The organism is Gordonia amarae NBRC 15530 (assembly GCF_000241345.1).
Classification (GTDB): Bacteria; Actinomycetota; Actinomycetes; order Mycobacteriales; family Mycobacteriaceae; genus Gordonia; species Gordonia amarae.
On record NZ_BAED01000034.1, the window covers coordinates 101,902 to 122,006 of the forward strand.

19 protein-coding genes are annotated in these 20,105 nt (G+C 68.9%); 6 read left to right on the top strand and 13 right to left on the bottom strand.

Annotated elements, in window-relative coordinates:
- Positions 1-73 precede the first annotated feature (73 nt).
- Together glp and GOAMR_RS09960 are read right to left on the bottom strand one after the other, a co-directional pair.
- Entirely contained in the window at positions 74-1,378 is a 1,305-nt protein-coding gene (gene glp, locus GOAMR_RS09955; RefSeq protein ID WP_005186502.1) for a molybdotransferase-like divisome protein Glp, read from the bottom strand.
- Between the two features lie 104 nt (positions 1,379-1,482).
- Positions 1,483-2,433 carry a UTP--glucose-1-phosphate uridylyltransferase gene (locus tag GOAMR_RS09960; protein ID WP_005186505.1) on the bottom strand — a complete coding sequence of 317 codons (951 nt, stop codon included), beginning with the start codon at positions 2,431-2,433 and terminating at the stop codon, positions 1,483-1,485.
- Between the two features lie 116 nt (positions 2,434-2,549).
- Between GOAMR_RS09960 and GOAMR_RS09965 the strand changes: the two genes are divergently transcribed.
- On the top strand, positions 2,550-3,152 hold the full coding sequence (locus GOAMR_RS09965; protein ID WP_005186507.1) for a 5-formyltetrahydrofolate cyclo-ligase: 603 nt from the start codon (positions 2,550-2,552) through the stop codon (positions 3,150-3,152).
- On the opposite strand, the gene GOAMR_RS09970 is transcribed toward GOAMR_RS09965, so the two are convergent.
- Both GOAMR_RS09970 and nhaA read right to left on the bottom strand, forming a co-directional pair.
- Entirely contained in the window at positions 3,149-3,493 is a 345-nt protein-coding gene (locus GOAMR_RS09970; protein ID WP_040514874.1) for an FmdB family zinc ribbon protein, read from the bottom strand. The genes GOAMR_RS09965 and GOAMR_RS09970 overlap by 4 nt on opposite strands.
- Positions 3,494-3,598: 105 nt before the next feature.
- On the bottom strand, positions 3,599-4,873 hold the full coding sequence (gene nhaA / locus GOAMR_RS09975) for a Na+/H+ antiporter NhaA (RefSeq protein ID WP_005186512.1): 1,275 nt from the start codon (positions 4,871-4,873) through the stop codon (positions 3,599-3,601).
- Between the two features lie 294 nt (positions 4,874-5,167).
- On the opposite strand from nhaA, the gene GOAMR_RS09980 reads away from it, so the two are divergent.
- Together GOAMR_RS09980 and GOAMR_RS09985 are read left to right on the top strand one after the other, a co-directional pair.
- Positions 5,168-5,830, top strand: coding sequence for an SAF domain-containing protein (locus GOAMR_RS09980; RefSeq protein WP_005186516.1), 663 nt, complete (start codon positions 5,168-5,170; stop codon positions 5,828-5,830).
- 315 nt (positions 5,831-6,145) lie between these two features.
- Complete coding sequence (locus GOAMR_RS09985) at positions 6,146-7,060, top strand: large conductance mechanosensitive channel protein MscL (protein WP_005186519.1); 915 nt, start codon at positions 6,146-6,148, stop codon at positions 7,058-7,060.
- A 66-nt stretch (positions 7,061-7,126) separates the two neighbouring features.
- Here the strand turns inward: GOAMR_RS09985 and GOAMR_RS09990 are convergent, their stop codons facing one another.
- From GOAMR_RS09990 to GOAMR_RS10005, 4 genes are read right to left on the bottom strand one after another with little or no spacing between them, the layout of a single operon-like run.
- Entirely contained in the window at positions 7,127-8,272 is a 1,146-nt protein-coding gene (locus GOAMR_RS09990; RefSeq protein ID WP_005186521.1) for an alpha/beta hydrolase family protein, read from the bottom strand.
- On the bottom strand, positions 8,269-9,705 hold the full coding sequence (locus GOAMR_RS09995; protein ID WP_005186528.1) for a wax ester/triacylglycerol synthase domain-containing protein: 1,437 nt from the start codon (positions 9,703-9,705) through the stop codon (positions 8,269-8,271). The genes GOAMR_RS09990 and GOAMR_RS09995 overlap by 4 nt, the downstream gene beginning before the upstream one ends.
- Before the next feature lie 52 nt (positions 9,706-9,757).
- Positions 9,758-11,449, bottom strand: coding sequence for an AMP-binding protein (locus GOAMR_RS10000; protein ID WP_373278771.1), 1,692 nt, complete (start codon positions 11,447-11,449; stop codon positions 9,758-9,760).
- A gap of 37 nt (positions 11,450-11,486) precedes the next feature.
- The gene (locus GOAMR_RS10005) at positions 11,487-12,341 is read right to left on the bottom strand and encodes a lysophospholipid acyltransferase family protein (RefSeq protein ID WP_005186533.1); all 855 of its coding nucleotides are present in this window, start codon (positions 12,339-12,341) and stop codon (positions 11,487-11,489) included.
- 189 nt (positions 12,342-12,530) lie between these two features.
- On the opposite strand from GOAMR_RS10005, the gene GOAMR_RS10010 reads away from it, so the two are divergent.
- Together GOAMR_RS10010 and GOAMR_RS10015 are read left to right on the top strand one after the other, a co-directional pair.
- Positions 12,531-13,196, top strand: coding sequence for a PaaI family thioesterase (locus GOAMR_RS10010; protein ID WP_005186536.1), 666 nt, complete (start codon positions 12,531-12,533; stop codon positions 13,194-13,196).
- A 48-nt stretch (positions 13,197-13,244) separates the two neighbouring features.
- On the top strand, positions 13,245-13,697 hold the full coding sequence (locus GOAMR_RS10015) for a peroxiredoxin (RefSeq protein WP_005186538.1): 453 nt from the start codon (positions 13,245-13,247) through the stop codon (positions 13,695-13,697).
- A gap of 20 nt (positions 13,698-13,717) precedes the next feature.
- Here GOAMR_RS10015 and GOAMR_RS10020 read toward each other — a convergent pair whose 3' ends face one another.
- The 4 genes from GOAMR_RS10020 to GOAMR_RS10035 all read right to left on the bottom strand — a co-directional run bounded on the left by GOAMR_RS10020 (position 13,718) and on the right by GOAMR_RS10035 (position 17,676).
- On the bottom strand, positions 13,718-14,485 hold the full coding sequence (locus tag GOAMR_RS10020) for an amino acid ABC transporter ATP-binding protein (protein ID WP_005186542.1): 768 nt from the start codon (positions 14,483-14,485) through the stop codon (positions 13,718-13,720).
- Positions 14,486-14,515: 30 nt separating this feature from the next.
- Entirely contained in the window at positions 14,516-16,285 is a 1,770-nt protein-coding gene (locus tag GOAMR_RS10025) for an ABC transporter substrate-binding protein/permease (protein ID WP_083836915.1), read from the bottom strand.
- Between the two features lie 121 nt (positions 16,286-16,406).
- Positions 16,407-16,670, bottom strand: a complete 264-nt coding sequence (locus GOAMR_RS10030) for a DUF2277 domain-containing protein (protein ID WP_005186547.1) — start codon at positions 16,668-16,670, stop codon at positions 16,407-16,409.
- 31 nt (positions 16,671-16,701) lie between these two features.
- A complete protein-coding gene (locus GOAMR_RS10035; protein WP_040514919.1) occupies positions 16,702-17,676 on the bottom strand; it encodes an NADPH:quinone oxidoreductase family protein in 975 nt (324 codons plus the stop codon).
- 48 nt (positions 17,677-17,724) lie between these two features.
- Here GOAMR_RS10035 and GOAMR_RS10040 point away from each other — a divergent pair, with 48 nt between their 5' ends.
- The gene (locus GOAMR_RS10040; protein ID WP_005186550.1) at positions 17,725-18,411 is read left to right on the top strand and encodes a class I SAM-dependent methyltransferase; all 687 of its coding nucleotides are present in this window, start codon (positions 17,725-17,727) and stop codon (positions 18,409-18,411) included.
- Between the two features lie 28 nt (positions 18,412-18,439).
- Here GOAMR_RS10040 and GOAMR_RS10045 read toward each other — a convergent pair whose 3' ends face one another.
- Positions 18,440-20,101, bottom strand: coding sequence for an acyl-CoA synthetase (locus GOAMR_RS10045; protein WP_005186551.1), 1,662 nt, complete (start codon positions 20,099-20,101; stop codon positions 18,440-18,442).
- Between the last annotated feature and the right edge of the window lie 4 nt (positions 20,102-20,105).

Genomic DNA, 20,105 nt, shown 5'->3' on the forward strand with positions numbered 1-20,105 from the left:
ATCACGCGACTCTCCTGTCACAAAATCGTCGCTGTCCCCAGCCTTGGTGACAGGCGCTCCTGGTCCCGGGGCGTCAGCCGCGCTGGGCGAGGAAGGCCACCTCGACCTCGTCGCCGGTGCTCAGTTCCTCGACCTCAGGCTCGACGACGATCAGGCAGTTGGCCTCGGCCAGCTCGGCGAGCAGGTGCGACGACCCCGTCGGCGAGGCGCCGAGCACCTGCACCAGATACTCCCCCGACCGTTCGTCACGCATCAGTTGTCCGCGCAGGTAGCCCTTGCGCCCGGCCGCCGACACGATCGGCCCGATGGTTCGGGCCCGCACCGTGCGCCGCATCGGCTGCCGCTTGCCCAAGGCGATCCTGATCAGCGGACGGACCATCACCTCGAACGCCACCAGCGCGCTCACCGGATTGGCCGGCAGCAGAAAGGTGGGCACCTCGTCACGGCCGAGCCTGCCGAACCCCTGTACGGAGCCCGGGTGCATGGCGATGCGGGCGACCTCCAGATCGCCGAGATCACTGAGCGCGTTGACCACCGCGCGCGAGGCACTGCCGCCGACCGCGCCGGTGATCACCACGATCTCAGACCGGATCAGCTGGGCCTCCACCACCTCACGCATCCGGGAGGTGTCGCGTTCGGCGATCCCGACCCGGTTCACGTCGGCACCGGCGTCGCGGCCGGCCGCGGCCAGCGCGTAGCTGTTGACGTCGAAGACCTGACCCGGCCCCGGTTCGCGGTCGATGTCGACGAGCTCGTTGCCGATCGAGATCACCGACATGCGCGGGCGGGGATGCACCAGGACGCGTGCCTGCCCGACCGCCGCCAGCAGCCCCACCTGGGCCGCGCCGATGATCGAACCGGCGCGTACCGCGACATCCCCGGGGGCCACGTCGTCGCCGACGCGGCGGATGTAGTCGCCGCTGCCGACGCCGTGCCCGATTTTCACGCGCTGCTCGCCGCCGTCGGTCCAGCGCAGCGGCACCACGGCATCGGCGAGGGTCGGCATCGGGGCGCCCGTCTCGACGCGCACCGCCTGACGCGGCTGCAACCGGGTGGGGGTGCGGGCACCGGGTGACACATCGCCGACCACGGGTAACCCGACGATCAACGGTTCGCCCGCCTCCAGGTCGACGAACTCGGCACCGCCGGGATCGAAGTCGTCGAGGTCCTCGGGGGCGAGTTGACCGGCCAGCGCGACGTCGACCGCCCGCACGGCATAGCCGTCGACCGCGGCCTGGTCGAACCCCGGCATCGGCCGCTCCACGACGACCTCTTCGGCGCACATCAGGCCCTGGGCCTCGGAAATCGCCACCCGCACGGGCCGCGGCGCAACCGCCGCCGCGGTCACCAAAGTCAGATGATCCTCGACCGAACGCATGTCACCTCTCGCACCTCAAGAACTGCCGGTGCAACGTTATCCGGCCGTGACCCGATGGGAAAGCAGGCGCGCTGAGTGGGGGCCCAGGTGCGCCGAGCGGCGCGTCAGTCCTCCGCAAGCCGTTTGACCAGCCACTCGCGCAGCTCCGGACCATAGTCGTCGCGGTCGAGCGCGAAATCGACGGCGGCCTTCAGGTAGCCGCCGGGATTGCCCAGGTCGTGCCGGGTTCCGTGATGCACCACCACATGCACCGGCTCGCCCTCGGCGATCAGCAGCGCGATCGCGTCGGTGAGCTGCAGTTCCCCGCCTGCACCCGGGGTGATGCGGCGCAGGGCGTCGAAGATCTTGCGGTCGAGGATGTAGCGGCCGGCCGCGGCGAGATTGGACGGTGCGTCCGCCGGTTTGGGCTTTTCCACCATGCCCTTGAGGCGCATGACGTTGGGGTTGTTGGCGTCGGGCAGTTCCTCGACGTCGAACACACCGTAGGCGCTGATGTGGTCCTGCGGGACCTCGATGGCGCACAGCACCGAACCACCGCGGCGTGCGCGGGTGCGGGCCATCACCTCGAGGACACCGCCCGGAAGTACCAGGTCGTCGGGCAGGAGCACGGCGATGGCGTCCTCGTCGTCGTCGAGGTATTGCTCGACGCAGCCGACCGCGTGCCCGAGGCCCAGCGGTTTGTCCTGCACCACAGAGGCCACCTCCAGCAGCGACGGTGCCTTGCGCACCTTGGCCAGCATCGCGGCCTTGCCTCGCTTGGACAGGGTGTTCTCCAGGACGAGGTCCTCGACGAAGTGCGCGACCACGCCGTCCTTGCCGGGCGAGGTGACGATCAGGAGACGTTCGGCGCCGGCCGACTTGGCCTCCTCGGCGACGAGTTCGATGCCCGGGGTGTCGACGACCGGCAGCAATTCCTTGGGCACCGTCTTGGTGGCGGGCAGGAACCGGGTGCCCAGACCCGCCGCGGGAACGACCGCGGTACGCGGGATCGGTGGCGTGTTGGGAACCGTCTCGTATTCGGCGGACAGATCCGCGTGGGTGCTCGTTGGTGCCATGGATCCACCCTAGGCTGTGACAGGGGCCGATGCCGCGTGTGAGCGGAGGACATCACACCTTCGCAGACACCGCACAGCGGACGCACAAGCAGCACATCCGAACAGGAGAGAACGCCGTGACCCGCACAAAAGACGAGGTCCGCGCGGCCGTCCGGGCAACACGCCGGGCGCGGCCCGACGCGGAGCGTGAGCAGGCCGCCAAGGATCTGGCCGAGTGGATGACGTGCGCGCCGTTCCGGCTCGAATACGACGTGGTGGCCGCCGCCTACGTGCCCGCGGGCACCGAGCCGGGGTCACGGGCGATGCTCGACGCGCTGGCCGGGCAGGGTGTCAGGGTGCTGGTGCCGGTGGTGCCGCCCGGTCCGCCCGGCCCGCTCGACTGGGCGCGCTATGACACCGCGGACACGCTCTCGGCCGCCCGCTTCGGCCTGCACGAACCCGGCGGCGACAGACTCGGTGTCGGCGCCGTCGAACGGGCGTCGGTGGTGTTCCTGCCCGCGATGGCCGCCTCCCGCACCGGGGTGCGGCTGGGACGCGGTGCGGGCTATTACGACCGGTCCGTCGGGGCGGCGGTCGCCGGCCCAGCGCGGGCGGAACTGGTCGCGGTCGTCTTCGACGACGAACTGTTCGACGACCTGCCCGCCGATCCGCACGATGTGCCGGTCGACTGGGTGCTGACCCCCGGCGGCGGATTCCTCCGCTGCGAACCGGGAGCCTAGGCGGACGCGCCTGCGGTGCTCTTGGTGGTCGTAGCGGAAGAGCTCGAGGAGGAACTGCTTGAGGACGATTCGGACGACTTCGAGGACGAGGATTCCGACGACTTCGAGGACGAGGTGCCGACCGACGACTCCGAACTCGACGCGGACTCCGAGGCGGTGGAGCCCGACCGGGAGTCGGTGCGGTAGAAGCCGCTGCCCTTGAAGACGATGCCGACGGAGTTGAACAGCTTGCGCAGGCGGCCCGTGCACTCGGGGCATTCGGTCAGCGAGTCGTCCGAGAACGACTGGACGATGTCGAACTTGTTGTCGCATTCCGTGCACGCATATGAATAGGTGGGCACCAAAACCTCCGAAGATGAGAACCTGCCGACGCGTATTCTAACCGAAACTGGCACTCACTCATTCCGAGTGCCAACCGTCCGGGACGTACATCGCCGTCACAGGCGTCAATCGCCCCGCTGGTACACGTCGGGAATGCCGTCGCCGTCCGCATCGATGCTCTCGACCCGGGCCGCCTCCCGGTAACCGAGTTCGCGCATCCGCAGCACCGCCGCCGCGACCAGCGCCGCACCGACCGACCCCAGCAGAACTCCCACCTTGGCGTGTTCGACCGCCTGGTGGTCGCCGGGAAACGCCAGCTCGGTGATCAGCAACGACACCGTGAAACCGATGCCGCCGAGGATGCCGATCCCGCACACGTCGGGCCAACGCAACCCGTCGTCGAGCGAGGCCCTCGTGAACCTCGCCAGCAGCGCGGTCGCGGACACGATGCCGACCGCCTTGCCCACCAGCAGCCCGAACAGCACGCCGAGGGTCACCGGGTCGGTCAGGGCTGCGCGGATCCCGGACAGTCCCCCGAAGGTGACGCCCGCGGCGCAGAACGCGAACACCGGAACGGCGATACCCGCCGACAGCGGCCGCAGCCGGTGTTCGAAGTGGTCGGCCATGCAGAAGTCCCCGCCGCCGGCATCGGTCCGGCGGATGACCGGCACGGTGAAGCCGAGCAGCACACCGGCAACCGTCGCGTGGATGCCCGAGGCATGGATCAGCGCCCACGTGCACAGCCCCAGAGGCACGAGCAGCCACCACGACCGGAGCCCGCGCCGCACCGCGGCCGCGAACAGCGCGAGCGGGATCAGGGCCAGACACAGCGCGCCGAAGTCGAGTCCGGAGGCGTAGAAGACCGCGATGACGACGATCGCGAGCAGGTCGTCGACCACGGCGAGCGTGAGCAAGAAGGTCCGCAGCACCGACGGCAGCTGGCTGCCGATGACCGCGAGCACGGCCACCGCGAAGGCGATGTCGGTGGCCGTGGGGATCGCCCACCCGCGCAGCGTGTCCGCCCCGGTGAGCGCGTTGATGAGCACATAGATGACAGCGGGGACGACCATGCCGCCCACCGCGGCGACCACCGGAAGCGCCGCACGGGCCGGATCACGCAGGTCGCCCGCGACGAACTCACGTTTGAGTTCGAGCCCGACAACGAAGAAGAACAGCGCCAGCAGACCGTCGGCGGCCCATTGGGCGACCGTCAGGTCCAGGTGCAACGCGACCGGGCCCACGGACGCCGCCATCAACCGGTGGTATCCGTCCTGAGCGGGGGTGTTGGCCAGCACCACCGCTGCCAGCGCGGCCACCAGCACCAGCATGCCGCCGACCGTCTCGCGGCGGAGGATCGCGGCCACCCGGCCTGACTCGGGCCACGTTCCGCGCCGGAACAAGGCCCGGCCGCGTCCGTTACCGGCCTCCGTGCTGTTGCGCTCTGGATGGTGATTCGGGTCTGGGTGCACGGCGTTGCTCCCGCCTTTCCGGTCGGTTCCACTGCTGCGCGGAGCGCGCTGCGCGGCCACTCGCCGACCAGACTTCCCGGCACACCGGGGCGGAACATTACGGCCCCGGGTCTCGCGGCGCCACTCGCCGCGCCCGTGTCAACCCCGATTTCCCCAGGTCACAACGTTGTCCACAGATTGGCCGCGCGGGCCGGATCCGGCGTTCTCCGCCCTTAGCGTGATCTCATGCCCCTGCCGCGCCGCGATCAGCTCGCTCCCCGATTCGTCGACCGCATCCGTCACCTCGCCCGCCCGTCGTGGACGCGATCGGTCATCGTGCGCCGGGTCGCCTCGGTCGTCCTGGTGGTGACCGCGGTCGGGGTCGGCATGACCGGGCAGGCCGACGAGACCGACCGGGCGGTGGTGGTCGCCGCCCGCGAACTGCATCCCGGCGTCCGGCTGTCGGCCGCGGATGTGTCCGTGAGCCGCGTTCCCGGCGCACTGGTCCCCGACGGCGCGCTGCGCCTGTCGGCGGACGGGTTGGGCCGGACCGTGGTGTCCCATGTGCGCCCCGGCGAGATCCTGACCGACGCCCGCGTGCTCAGCACCCGGCTGCCACGGCAGCTGACCGGACGGCCGACGGCGAGGCTCGTTCCGGTGCGTCCCGCCGACGCGTCGGTCGGTTCGATCCTGCGGGAGGGCGATGTCGTCGACGTGCTGTCGCCGGATTCGGTGGTGCTGGCGCGCGGGGCGATCGTGGCGCTCACCGCCGGTGTCCCGCCCACCTCCGGTCCGCTGTCGGGGGCCGGTTCCGCATCGGCTCCGATCCTGCTGGCCATGGACGAGCAGGCGGCGCACCGGGTCGCGGCGGTGGGTCTGGATTCGGCACTGGCGCTCGTCCTTCACTGACCGGGTGATCTCAATCACATTCGATGACCGGTGGCGCATACCGGAAATCCGCAGGCCAGACGCTCGTACTTCTTCCAGACCAGGCGCATCTTCACCAGCGGCAATATGGGCATTCGGATAGCGAAAAGGATCGACACGCGCCGAGACCCGATGAAACTACTTTCACTCGTTTATCATCCTGGATAGGCTTCACCGGAGTGCGCTCCCGTCACGAGGGTCCCGACACAAGGGTTGCAGTGACCTCACGGACCGACCGTACTGACGTACCACTGACAGAAGTAGTGACGAGCAGGTATCGACCACGAGAGGACCACCGTGCTCAAGGGATTCAAGGAATTCATACTCAGAGGCAATGTGGTCGAGCTGGCGACCGCAGTGATCATCGGCGGTGCATTCACCGCGATCGTCACCGCCTTCACATCCAGCATCATCGAACCGCTGTTCGCCGCGATCCCCACCGGGGACTGTGACGGTGCCGCAGCACCGGCCGCGGAGGCCGCCGAAGGAACAGTCGCCGGACCGATCCAGAGCTGTCCGCTCGGATTCAAGATCATCAGTGATAACGAAGCCACGTTTATGGACTTCGGCGCGCTGCTGACCGCGATCATCAACTTCCTGATCATCGCCGCGGTGGTCTACTTCCTCATCATCATGCCGTACACCAAGCTCTCGCAGCTGCGGAAGAAGCCCGAAGAGGAAGAGACCCAGGACGAGGTGTCGCTGCTCACCGAGATCCGCGACCTGCTCGATCCCGACGGCAAGATCGCCGCCAAGAAGGAAGCCGAAGAGGCCGCCAAGAAGGAAGCCGAAGAGAAGGAAGCCGCGGCGAAGGCCGCCGCCGAACGCGAACTGACCGCGAGCCGGCTCGGTGGCGAACCGCCCATCCCGCCCGGCGCGACGCAGCGGTTCACCGCTCCCCCGCCCGCTCCGCAGGGCCCGCCCCCCGGTGGCGCTCCGCAGGGCCCGCCGCCGGGCGCCGCCCCGCAGGGACCGCCTCCGGGTGGACCGGGTTACGACGCACCGGGAGGGCCGCCGAGCCAGCCCCTGTACCCGAACCCTAATCCTCAGCATTTCGGTGCTCCGTATGAGCAGCAGCCGCCCGCCGGCGGTTACCCGACGCCGCCCCCGGCACAGGGCAACTACCCGGCACCGGGCAGCTACCCCGGCCAGTTCCCGCCGGAAGGCGAGTACCCGCAGGACCCCGACGGTCCGGGCCGGCACTCCCGCTGACAACTGAAATACAAAAATGGCTGCCACGGAACCTCCGTGGCAGCCATTTTGTATTGCTCGTCGCGCTCAGGCCGGCGGTGGCGACGGCCGGCCGAGCAGGAAGTTGTCGGCGACCGCCTTGACGTCGCCGGCGAACACCGACCCGACGTGACTGCCCTGATACCAGTGCACCCGCCCGTTCCAGTGCTGGTGCAGCCGCTGCGCCGCGGTGACCGAGGTGATCCGGTCGTTGAGGGCGGCGATCACCATTCGCCGGTCCGGCTCGGCGAACGGTTCTACGCTGAGCGGATCCATGACAGCCGACACCGTGCGCACCGGTTCGCTGCTCAGCAGGTCGGCCATCAGCTTGCCCCGGATCCCGCCGCGGGCCATGTGGTGGGTGAGGGTGCGGTGCATGTCGAGCATCGGGACCGTCGCCAGCACCGATGTCACCCGCGGATCGAGCGACGCCACGAGAGCGGCGATCGGACCGCCGAGCGAGGTGCCGGCGATCGTGATGTCGATGGGGTCGTGGGTCTCGATCCAGCCGATCAGCGACCGGATCTCGGCGACCGCCCGCATCGTGATCAGCACGTTGAGGATCGGATCGAAACCCGGGTACGCCACGCCCGGCACACCGCGCGGGCCGTGCGCCGGGAGCACCGGCAGCACCATCTCGAAGTCCAGGTTGTGGTGCAGGTGCGCGGCCCGGAAGGAGAACAGGTCGTCGGGTCTGCCCTGTGCGGCGCCGTGTACCCAGATCAGCCAGCGGCGTCGGGAGCCACCGTGGCTGAGCACCCGCGCCTGCGCCTCGTCGTCGGCACCCGGATCGAACGCCGCCACCGACGCGGGCAGCGGATCGGCCACCCGGAAGGTGAGCTGCTCGTAGGGCGTGGCCATGAATCGGCGCGACTCACGCGAGATGATCTCCGGCGGCCCGGGATCCTCGTTGGCCCCCCGCACGCCGAGCGCGGCGAACTCGTCGGCGATGGCCGCACACCGGTCGACGTACGCGGCGATCGCGTCGTCGGGCGGGATGTCCCGGAGCACCGAGTTGATGGCGATGAAGAACTCGTCGAAGACGGTCTCGCCGACGGCTCGCGGCCCCCACCCCGACCGGGGCCTGCCGCTGCGGGTGTCGCGGATGTGTGCGATCCGGGCGCTGCGCAGCGACCGGGGCACCACCTCGGCGAACATGTAGGCCCGGCTGAACCCGGTTTCCCAGCTTTTCAATGCTTTTCCTCAACCTTCCGGCCATCGGACCCGGTGCCGGCGAGCCACGCTGTGTCAAGCCAGTCACGGCGCGGACTCTCCGGCAGGCCCAGTGCCCGGGATACTTCGTTGAGCGAATCATGAACGCGCTCAAGGAAACTGTGCGGATCGGGCATCGACTCGGGAGTCGACACCAGACCCATCGTGATGCGGCCCGCGTAGCTGTACGCGGTCAGGTTCACATCGGCGGGCGCGATCGCCAGCGCAAACGACACCCAGTCGACGACCTCGATGTCGCCGACCCAGCGGGTCTTCTTCGGGCCCGGCATGTTCGCGGTGGTGATGTTGTTCATCACCCGCGGCATCCGGTGCGCCGCGAGGATCCGGAACACCGGTCCGAGCCGGCCGGTGTAGGCCGATGTCTTCTCGGTCAGTTCGAAACCGACCTGCCGGCGGTAGGCGACGGCCTCACCGCAACTGGTGGCCGTCTCCTTCACGCGCTCCACCGGATCGTCCAGGTCGGCACGCAGGTACGCTGCGGCGGTGGCGATCTCGTTACCCCAGGTCCGGGGCGAGGTGATGTCCTTGCACACCCCGAACACGCTGACCTGCGCACCCGGATCCTCACCGCGCGACAGCAGTTCGGCGCGCATCGCCCCGGCGATCACCCCGTGCAACGCACCGTTCACGGTGGTCTCGGTGGCCACCGCGATCTTCTGCACCGCGGCCAGCGGGATCTCGCCGCTGGCACAGACCCGCACCGCACCACTCGGAGTGTTGAAACTGTTGCGCGGCACCGTCAACGGCTTGGGCAGGGTGGGGGTGTTGCTCTTGATCTTTGCCGCCCGGGCGAAGCCACCGACCATCCCCGGGATTGCCCGGAACAGACGTCCCGATTCCGCGCGCGCCATCTTGCCGAGCACCCGCCGGTCGGCCGGGGCGGAGGTGGGGTCGATGGGCGCGGGTTCGATCACCCCGCCCTCCTCGGATGTGGCGCCCATGAACGTGTTGAGCGCGGCCAGGCCGTCGGCCACCGCGTGGTGGACCCGCACCACCACCGCCTGCCGGCCGCCGGTGACCCCGTGCACGAGGGTCAGCGCCCACAGCGGCCGGTGCCGGTCGAGTTGCTTGACGGCCAGTGCGGCGAGCACCGCGTCGAGTTCGGCACGGCCGCCCGGTGCGGACAGGGTGACCTCATCGAGATGGTTGCGGACGTCGAAGTCCTTGTCGCGCACCCAGAACGGACGAGCCTGATAGGCGGGCAGGCGTTCGAGATGCTGGGTGGCACGCGGGAACCTGCCCAGATACCGGGGCAGGACGTCGACGAGCTCGTCCAGGGTGACGGGCGCACCGCGGCGCGAGGTGTCGATGACCGCGATCTTGAGCGTGTGCATCGGCGTCGTGCGCGTCTCCATGTTCAGCATGAGGGCGTCGGGCCCGCTCAGCCGTTCCATGTCCACTCCCACCCTGATCTCGGTGCCGGGTAATGCCGGAACTCCATTGTCGCTAACCCACTTTCACTTCCGGGCCACCCGCCGGCGGGCCGCCGAGCGCACGTTTGAGCACCTTGCCGGTCGCGTTGCGGGGCAACTCGTCGAGGAAGTGCACCTCGCGCGGCACCTTGTAGCCGGCGAGCTGCGCTTTGACGTGCTGTTTGAGGTCGGCCTCATCGAGTTCCGCGCCGGGACGGGGCACGACGTACGCGGCGAGCCGCTGGCCGAACTTCTCGTCATCGACACCGATCACCGCCACCTCACCCACGCCCGGGTAGGCGCCGAGGACCTCCTCGACCTCCTGCGGGTAGACGTTCTCGCCGCCGGAGACGATCATCTCGTCGTCGCGGCCGACCACGAACAGCAGGCCGTGGCTGTCGATGCGGCCCACATCTCCGGAGACCATGTGGTTGCCGGCGTACGCCTTGGTGTCGGAGGAGGTATAGCCGTCGAAACCGGAATTGCTCTCCACCACGATCCGGCCGATCTCGTCGGTGCCGAGCTCACGATCGTCGTCGTCGAGGATCCGCACATGGGTGCCGGTGAGCGGGCGGCCTGCCGTCTCGGGCGCGATGCGCATGTCGGCCGGGGTGGCGGTGCTGATCAGCCCGGCCTCGGTGGCGTTATAGCTGTTGTAGACGATGTCGCCGTAGCGGTCCATGAATGCCAGCAGCGCCTCGGTGCGCATCCGCGAGCCGCTGGCGGTGACGAAGCGCAGCGACGGCATCGGCCGGGTGTCGAGCACCTCGTCGGGCAGGTCGATGATGCGCTCGAGCATCACCGGCACCACCGCCAGCCCGGTGGCCGAATGCTTGCGCACCAGGTCGAGGGTGCCCTGCGGGTCGAAGCGGCGGGCCATGATCATCGTGCAGGTCATGGTCGAGGAGATGGCCATCTGGCCGAATCCCCAGGCGTGGAAGATCGGGGCGGCGATCACCGTCGACTCCCCCGCATGCCACGGGATGCGCTCGAACATCGCGGCCAGCGACGAGACGTCGGTGCTGCCGCCACGGCGGGCGCCCTTGGGGGTGCCGGTGGTGCCGGAGGTGAGCAGCACGATACGGCCCGCCTTCGCCGGGCGTCGCGGCCGGTGGCCCCAGTGCGCCTCGATCAGGCCGTCCAGTGATTCCTTGCCGGCCGCGTCGGCGGCGGGATCCTCGACCCAGGCCCGCACCACCCGCAGGCCGGGCAGACGTTCGACGGCCGGGCCGAGCAGTGCGTCGAACTCGTCGTCGGCGATGAGCACGTCGGCCTGTTCCCGGGCCAGGACGTCCGCGAGCTGCGGCGCGGCGAAACCCGTGTTGAGCAGCACCGAGTCGGCACCGAGCCGCGATACCGCGGCGATCGACTCGACCAGACCGCGGTGGTTGCGACACATGATGGCCACGGTCTCCACGCCCGGCATCGCGGCCAGTGCCGCGGCGAGGGCGTCGGCCCGCCGGTCGAGTTCACCCCAGGTGACCGGTCCGGCCTCGTCGATGATCGCGGTGCCGTCCGGGTTGCGGGCGGCGGCCAGGCCGATGCCGCTGACCGGCGACGCACCGCCGTGCCTGCGCATCGCCAGCCCCATCCGGGCGTACCTGTCGGGCCGCAGCACCGTGAGGAATCCGCTGCTGACCAGTTCGCGGACCACCCAGATCAGGGCCGCGATCCGGCTCCGCACCACGCCCACCACACCGCTGATGTCCATTCCCCGCCTCACCATCGCCTCTCGTCGAACCTTCGTGTCTCTCGTGTCTCGGTCAGCCCAGTATGGGGAACCGGCGGTCGGCCGCGAGCTCGTCGAGGGCCTGTTGCATGCGTTTGCGGATCTCCGCGTCGACCACGTCGATGTCGGGGTCGGCGCCGAACTCGTCGGTGATGTGCACCGGGTCGAGGACGCGGGTGACCAGCTTGGACGGCAGCGGGATGTTCAGCGAGGCCCCCAGGCTCAGCCCGAACGGGAAGCCGAGGATGAACGGGGCGCTGTCGGCGCGGATCAGCTTGTCCAGGCGCAGCAGCTTGGCCAGGGTGTCACCGCGGTTGATGAACCACTGTGTCTCCTGACCGCCGATGGTCACGATCGGCACGATCGGCACCCCTGCCTTGATCGCGGTCTTGACGTAGCCGGTGCGGCCGCCGAAGTCGATGTTGGCCATCTGCGAGGTGGGCCGCATCGCGTCCCAGGTGCCGCCAGGGAACACCAGGGTGGCCGCACCCTCCTTGAGTGCCCGGACCGCGTTCTTGGGGTGGGCCGGCAGGAAGCCGACCTTGCCGAAGATGTCCTTGCCGGGTCCGGTGAACACCAGATCGTGGGCCAGGGTGTAGAGCGGCCGGTCCTCGCCGAACTGGTCGGCGAAGGCCACGCCGATCACCGGGACGTCGAAGGCCATCATGCCGCCAGAGTGGTTGGACACCAGCAGCGCACCACCATCGGGCACCTTGTCCATGCCGGTGACCTCGGACCGGAAGTAGGTCTTGGCGATCAGCCGCAGCAGCGGCAGGACCCGTTTGACCCAGTCCTCGTCGCGAGCCACCAGATCGGTCCGGGGCTCGTCGGTCCTGGCCTTCTCAGCCTTGGCTGGCTTGTCAACCTTGTCTGCCGCTTCCTCGGTCATCTTCCCTCGTACTCCTCCACGCCTGTCGCGGCGCTCCCCCTGGCGATCACCTGCCGCGATCTCCGTCGGTACAGCCGACCTTGATGTCACTACATCCTAAATTAGAACACGTTACAGTTCTGGTGTTACCTGGAACTTGGTCACCAGACCCATATCACCATGCCGGACCATTATAGATAGGCTTACCGTATGGACTTCGAACTTCATGATCTGCCGGACGACGAGATCCGCCGCCTCGCGGGTCTGTACGGACCGCTCGGCGCCGCGGTCCGCGAACTCATCGACGCGGCCATCCGCACCGAGGTCGATGACGACACCATCCGCGAGACCACCACGCAGATCTCCGAGCTCGCCGCCACCCTGCGCACCAAGCAGATCGACGGCGCGTTCGGCGTGCGGTACAACTCCAATGGCGTGGGCATGGCCTGGGGAAACGCCGTGATCGGGCTCGCCAATGGGATTGCGCCGCCGCTCACCCTCAGCTATCCGCCGGAGGGCGGTTCGCGCGCCGAGTTCACCCTCGGCGCGCCGTACGAAGGCCCTCCCGGCTGTGTGCACGGCGGCATCTCCATGATGGTGCTCGACGCGATCCTCGGCTCGGCCGCCGCCCGCGACGAGAAGGCCGCCTACACCGGCACCATCACGGTGCGCTTCCTGCGACCGACCCTGCTGTTCACCCCGCTCACGGCGACCGCGAAGGTCACCGAACGTTCGGGCCGCAAGAAGATCGTGCAGGGCTCCATCGCCGACCAGCACGGTGACACCGTCATCGCCGAGGGCGTGTTCATCCTGCCCAAGGAGTCCAACGCGCGCCCCCTGACCAGCGTCGACGGCAGCGCGGGCAGTTCGGGCTAAGGTGGCGGTGGTACCCGATCTGCCCCTCCCCACCCCTCAGGAGCAACCGTGCTGAACACCGGCGACGCCGCACCCGACTTCACACTCCCCGACCAGGACGGCAATCCGGTCACGCTGTCGGACGTGCTGGCGCAGGGGCCGGCGGTGTTGTTCTTCTATCCGGCGGCACTGACCCCGGGATGCACCAAGGAGGCCTGCCACTTCCGGGACATCGTCGGCGAGTTCACCGCCGCCGGGGTGCGGATCCTGGGCATCAGCGCCGACGCCGTCGCCAAGCAGAAGACCTTCGACAACACCTTCAGCCTGGGTTACCCGCTGCTCTCGGACGCCGACAAGTCGATCGCCAAGACCTACGGGGTGAGCCGGCGCGTCGGGTTCCTGCCGAATCAGCGGGCCACCTTCGCCATCGGGGCCGACGGGGTGATCGTGGCGGCCGTGCGCAACGAGATCAACATGAACACGCACGCCGACACCGCGCTGAAGGCGCTCGCCACAACCTGAGCCGGGGTCGCTGGGCCGGGTCAGAGGACCTGCGACAGGAACGTCCGCAGGCGCTCGGATTCGGCGGCGGTGAAGATCTGTTCCGGTTCGCCGGTCTCCACCACCACCCCCTGATCCATGAACACCACGTTGTCGGACACGTTCCGGGCATAACCCATCTCGTGGGTCACCACGACCATCGTCATACCGCCCGAGGCGAGGTCGGTCATCAGCGCCAGCACGCCCTTGACCAGTTCGGGGTCCAGGGCCGAGGTGGCCTCGTCGAAGAACATCACCTGCGGTTCCATCGCGAGCGCCCGCGCGATGGCCACCCGCTGCCGCTGACCGCCCGACAGATTGGCCGGACGGGCGTCGGCCTTGTGCGCCAGCCCGACGAGCTCGAGCTGACGCATCGCGACGGCCCGCGCCTCCTCCTTGCTCAGGCCCTTGAGTTTGCGGGGGCCGAGCGCGATGTTGTCGGCGACGGTCTTGTGCGGGAACAGGTTGAAGTGCTGGAACACCATCCCGATGCGTTTGCGCAGGTCGTCGGGATTGTCCCGGAGCACCGACCGGCCGTCGAGCAGGATGTCGCCGCTGTCGGGTTCGTGCAGCCGGTTGAGCACCCGCAACAGCGTCGACTTGCCCGATCCCGACGGGCCGATGACCGTGGTCGTGGTGGCGGCCTCGACGTGGATGTCGACGCCCTTGAGTACCTTGTTGTTGCCGAACGCCAGGTGCAGCCCGGTTCCGGTCAGCGACACCGCCCCGGTGTCCGCGACCGCCTCTGTGGTGGTGGATGTGGTTGACACAGTGTCCCTTCCGGGTCCGACGAGAAGTATCTACGGCTTGTTGGGCGGCTCGGGTACCACCCCGTCGCTGGTCACCAGCGGTTCGGGATCGGCCTCCACGGGCGCGGGACGTCCGGTGCGCAGCCGGTGGTCGATGTAGTTGACCAGATGGGTCAGCGGGATGGTGAGCAGCAGGTACACCAGACCCGCGGCCACCAGCGGCGACAGGTTGCCGGTCTGCGCGTTCAGGTCGCGGCCGACGGCGAACAGTTCGCGCTGGCTGGCCAGCAGACCCAGGAAGTACACCAGCGAGCTGTCCTTGATCAGGCTGATGAACTGATTCATCAACGCCGGCAGCACTCTTCGCACGCCCTGCGGGATCACCACCAGCCGCATCGACTGCCCGTAGGAGAATCCGATCGCCCGGGAGGCCTCCAGCTGCCCGGCCTCCACGCTCTGGATGCCGGAGCGGAAGATCTCGCCGATGTAGGCGGCCGCGAGCAGCGCCAGCGCCACCGCGCCCAGCCAGTACGGGTTGTTGCCGGTGATGTCGCTGACCACCGGCCCGATACCGAGGCCGACGATCAGGATCACGACGACGGCGGGCAGGCCGCGGAAGATGTCGGTGTAGATGCGGGCGGGCCAGCGCAACCAGCGGGATCGGGAGATCCCGGCCACGGCCAGCAACAGACCGAGGAACGTGCCCAGCACACCCGAGACCAGTGCCAGCAGCAACGTGTTGGGCAGGCCCGTCTTGAACAGGTCCGGGAACGATTCCTTGTACAGGTCCCACTTGAAGAATGTGTCACCGAGCTGCGCGAGGGTGCCCTTGCGGACGATGCTCGCGTCCTCGGTCCGGGTGCCGTTGTCGCGGGCGATCGCGGCGATGTCGGGCAGCTTGGGCGCCGCTGCCGCCTTGGAGCCGGGTTTCCACCCTCCGGGCAACTCGCGCGGTACCCAGTCGGTGTACAGCTTGGCGTAGGTGCCGTCGGCGATGATCGCATCGAGCCCGGAGTTGAGCGCGGCCACCAGCTTCGGCTTGTTCTTGCCGACGGCCCAGGCGACGAAGTTGTTGACGCTGAAGGTGTTCTCGGTGATCTTCACCCCGTCGCCCGGGCGCACCGCGCCCTCGGCCTGTTGCGATGGCGCCACCCAGGAGTCGATCTGCCCGGTCTTGAGGTTGGCGTAGGCGGTGGCGTAGTCGGGGAACTTCACCGGGTCGAGCTTGAGCGTGTTGACCACGTAGTCGTCCTGCACGGTGCCCTGCACCACGCCGATCCGCTGGCCGGGGCCGAGGTCGGAGAAGCTGGTGGCCTTGGCGTCGGGAGCGGCGACCAGCGAGAAGTAGCCGAAGTCGTAGCCGTTGGTGAAGTCGACGGTCTGCCGGCGTTCGTCGGTGGTCGTGATCGACGACGACCCGACGTCGAAGCGATTGTTGGCCACCTGCGAGAGCAGACCCGCGAATTCGGTGCCGGAGAACGTGATCTTCAGACCGATCTTGGCGGCAACAGCCTTGAGCAACTCGTTGTCGAAGCCGGTGAACACGCCCTTGCGGTTGACGCAGATACTCGGCCCGGCGTCGGAGAGGGTGCCCACCGAGATGGTGCCCGGCTTGATCAGCTCCAGCGCACCGACGTCGAGCTGGTCGACCGGCGTGGTGTTCGGGGTGGTGTATTTGTCCTCCCCGCCCTCGTCGGCCGCGGCCAGGTTCACCGGCGCCGCCGACGCCGACGACAGCCCGGGCGGGGTGCAGTTGTCGGGTGCGGCGTGCGCCGCCGGCGGCGGCACCGCGACGAGCGCGAGAAGCGCTGTCAGCAGCATGACCGCCAGGACGGCCAGAAACCGGACGGGGGTAGCGATCTGAGAGGTTCGCACCATTGGCACCCTACCCAGTGGCCTCCCGCGCACCGAGCCTTTTCGGCACGCGTGCCGAAAGCGGGTGTCAGCGCGCCATCCGCGCGATGACCTCGGGGCGGCGCAGCGGCGGCACCGTCTTGGGTGGCTGCCTGCGCTGCGGCAGCACCCCGAGCAGTTCGCGGGTGGCCGCGGCGACCGTCGCGACGGCCTCCTCGAACGCGGCCTCGGTGGCGGCCGACGGCTGCCGGATCCCGCTCACCTTGCGGATGTACTGCCGCGCCGCGGCCGCCACCTCGTCCTCGGTGGCCGGCGGTTGCAGGCCGCGCAGTTCGGTGATGTTTCGGCACATGATCGTCGGCTCCCGGGATCGATTGGCTGCCTCAGTCCGCGATCTGGATGACCGCCTTACCCAGGATCTTCCCGTCGGCCATATCCGTCAACGCCTGCCCCGTGTCGGCGAGCGGGTAGGTGGCGGTGACCGGCGGACGCAGCCCGGCGCCGATCATCTCGGTGATCTCGTCGTGGATGAGGCCCGGGATGTTGTCGTTCGGGTGGGTGCGCAGGTACTCCCCCCACGCGGCGCCGACGATCGCGACGTTGCGGAACAGCACCCGGTTGAGTTTGACGGTGGGGATGCCACCGGCGGCGAAACCGACCACCACGTAGCGACCGTCGGGGGCCACCTGCCGCAGCGCCTCGTCGAACACGTCGCCGCCGGACGGGTCGATCATCACGTCGACACCCTCGGGCGCGACCTCCCTCAGCTTCTCGCCCCACCCGTCGGTGAGTTGCACGACGTGGTCGGCGCCAAGGCTTTTCAGCAGATCGGTGGCGCCGGTGCGGTGCACGATGGCCACCACCTGCGCGCCCATCGCCTTGGCCACCAGGATGGAGGCCACACCGATACCACCGGCGGCGCCGAGCACGCCCACCACCTCACCGGGTGCGGTCTGGGCCCGCATCTTGAGCGCGAACACGGCGGTCTGGAAGTTGATACCGAGCGCGGCACCCTCGTCGAAGGTCAGACCCTCGGGCATCGGCAGCAGCATCTCCGGGGTGACGAGGATCTGTTCGGCGAACCCGCCGACCATCGGGGTGACCAGCACCTTGTCGCCCGCCTGGTACTGCCCGCCGTCGGGTGCCTCGCGGACGACGCCGGCGACCTCGGTGCCGGGGATGAACGGCAGCGGCGGGCGGATCTGGTACTTGCCCTGGGAGATCAGCAGATCGGGAAAGCACACCCCGCACGACTTGATGTCCACGAGCAACTGGCCGGGTCCGGGCACAAGGTCGGGAACCTCGGTCAGTGACAGCCCGCCGGGCCCGGACTCTTCCTTGAGCAGCTGCGCCTTCATCTGACCCACCCTACGCTGTGTGATCACGCCCATAGCTACGATCGACTGATGACCGCATCTTCGGCCCTGTCCCCTTCTCCCGAACGTCTGGCCGTCGCCGCCGAGACGCCCGGCTTCATGCCCCTCGACGAGGCACAGACCCTGTTCGAGATCGCGGGTGAGTATCTGGCACAACCCGATTCGACGAAGGTGGGTGTCGAGATCGGCACCTACTGCGGTAAGTCGACGGTATTCCTCGGGTCGGCCGCCGAGGCCGCGGGTGCGGTGCTGGTGACCGTCGACCACCACCGTGGTTCCGAGGAGCATCAGCCCGGCTGGGAGTACCACGATCCCACCCTGGTCGACCCGCACAGCGGCACCCTGGACACGTCGGCACGCTTCCGCCGCACCATGTTCGACGCCGGCCTGGAGCAGACGGTGATCGGAATGCTCGCCCCGTCGACGACGGCCGCCCGCGCGTGGGGCAAAGCGGCCGACTTCGTGTTCATCGACGGCGGGCACAGCATGGCGGCCGCCCAGAACGACCTCGACGGCTGGGCGCCGTGGGTGCGGATCGGCGGTGCGCTGCTGATCCACGACGTGTTCCCCGACCCCGCCGACGGTGGCCGTCCCCCGTACGAAATCTACTGTCAGGCCCTGGCGACCGGCCAGTTCACCGAGGTCCGCGTGGAGGGTTCGCTGCGGGTGCTGCGGCGCGACAGCGGTGAGGTGGGCGCCCCGCTGGCGGCCCGGTAACCGGACACGCTCCGGCGGCGCGGCTGTTCTACGCGTCGCCGGTCGCGTACCGCTTGGCCCAGCGGTAATCCGCCTTGCCCGCGGGCGAGCGCACGATCGCGTCGGTGAACAGGAACTCCTTGGGGATCTTGTACGACGCGATCGCGGTGCGGCACACCTCGCGAAGCTGACCGGCATCGGCGGACTCACCTTCGACGAGTTCGACGATCGCCACCACCTCGCTGCCCCACCGGTCCGAATCCCGGCCCACTACAAGCACATCGGCCACCGAGGGGTGGGCGGCGATGGCGCGTTCGACCTCCTCGACGAAGATCTTCTCGCCGCCGGAGTTGATGGTGTTGGAGTCGCGGCCGAGCAGTTCGATGCGGCCGTCGGGGAGCAGGTTGGCGCGGTCGCCGGGCACCGACCAGCGCACGCCGTCGATGATCGGGAACGTCTTCGCTGTCTTGGCGGCGTCGCCGAGATAGCCGAGCGGGATGCTGCCGCTGCGGGCCAGCCAGCCGAGCCCGGTGTCACCCGGTTGCAGCACCCGCGAGAAATCCTCGGCGACGACACCGGATTCGGCTGTCGGAGCGAACACCGCGGTGGGTGCGTCCGCGCCCTTGGTGACCATCGTGCTGTTCTGGATCCCCGACTCCGACGAGCCCACCGCGTCGAGGACGAGCGCGTGCGGCAGCGCCTCGAGCAACCGTTCGCGAACCGCGGGCGACAGTTGCGCGCCGCCGTTGGTGATCACCATCCAGCTCGACAGATCGTAGGTGCCCCTGCCGATCTCGTCGATCAGTGGCCGGGCCATCGCGTCGCCGACGATCGCCACGGTGCCCACCTTTTCGCGTTCGATGAGCCGCAGCGTCTCGGCCGCGTCGAATCCGTCGACACGGTCGGTCAGCACGATCCGGGCGCTCATCGTCGCGAGGTTGAAGGTGGCCCACTGCGCGGCGCCGTGCATGAACGGCGCGATGATCAGCGCGGCACCCGGCTCCTGCACCGAACTCGCCTGTACCGCAACCGCGTCGTAGCTCTCGAATGCGTCGGGGCTGCCGAACGGGCGGCCACCCATCGCGCCGAGGAAGACGTCGTGCTGGCGCCACAGCACACCTTTGGGCATCCCGGTGGTGCCGCCGGTGTAGAGGATATAGAGGTCATCTCCCGACGGTTCGGGCAACCCACCGTCGGGTTCTGTTGTGCCCAGGATGGTTTCGTAGTCGACGGCGCCGTCGATCAGGTCGTTGCCACTGTCGTCGGCGACCTGGATGAACACGCGCAGCGCCGGCAGCCGGTCGCGGATCGCCGCCACCCGCGGCGCGAACTCCGCGTTGTACACGATCGCGGTGGCACCGGAATTGTCGAGGAGGTAGACCAATTCGTCCTCGACGTAGCGGAAGCTGCAGTTGAACGGTGCCACCCGCGCCCGGTAGGCACCCACCATCGCCTCGGGGTATTCATTGCCGTTGCGCAGGTACAGCGCGAGGTGGTCCTGACCGGATTCATGGCCGGCCAGGCTCTCGCGCTCGGTGTGCGCCCCCAGCCCCGCCGACACCAGGAATCGGGCGAACCCCGTTGCCCTGTCGTCAAATTGGCGATAGGTCAGGCGCCGGTCGCGCCACACCAGGAACTCGCGGTCACCGACAGCGCGGGCGATCGACGCGATCACCTCGGACAGGTTGAAGTTCTGGGCCGGCGTGTTCATCGGG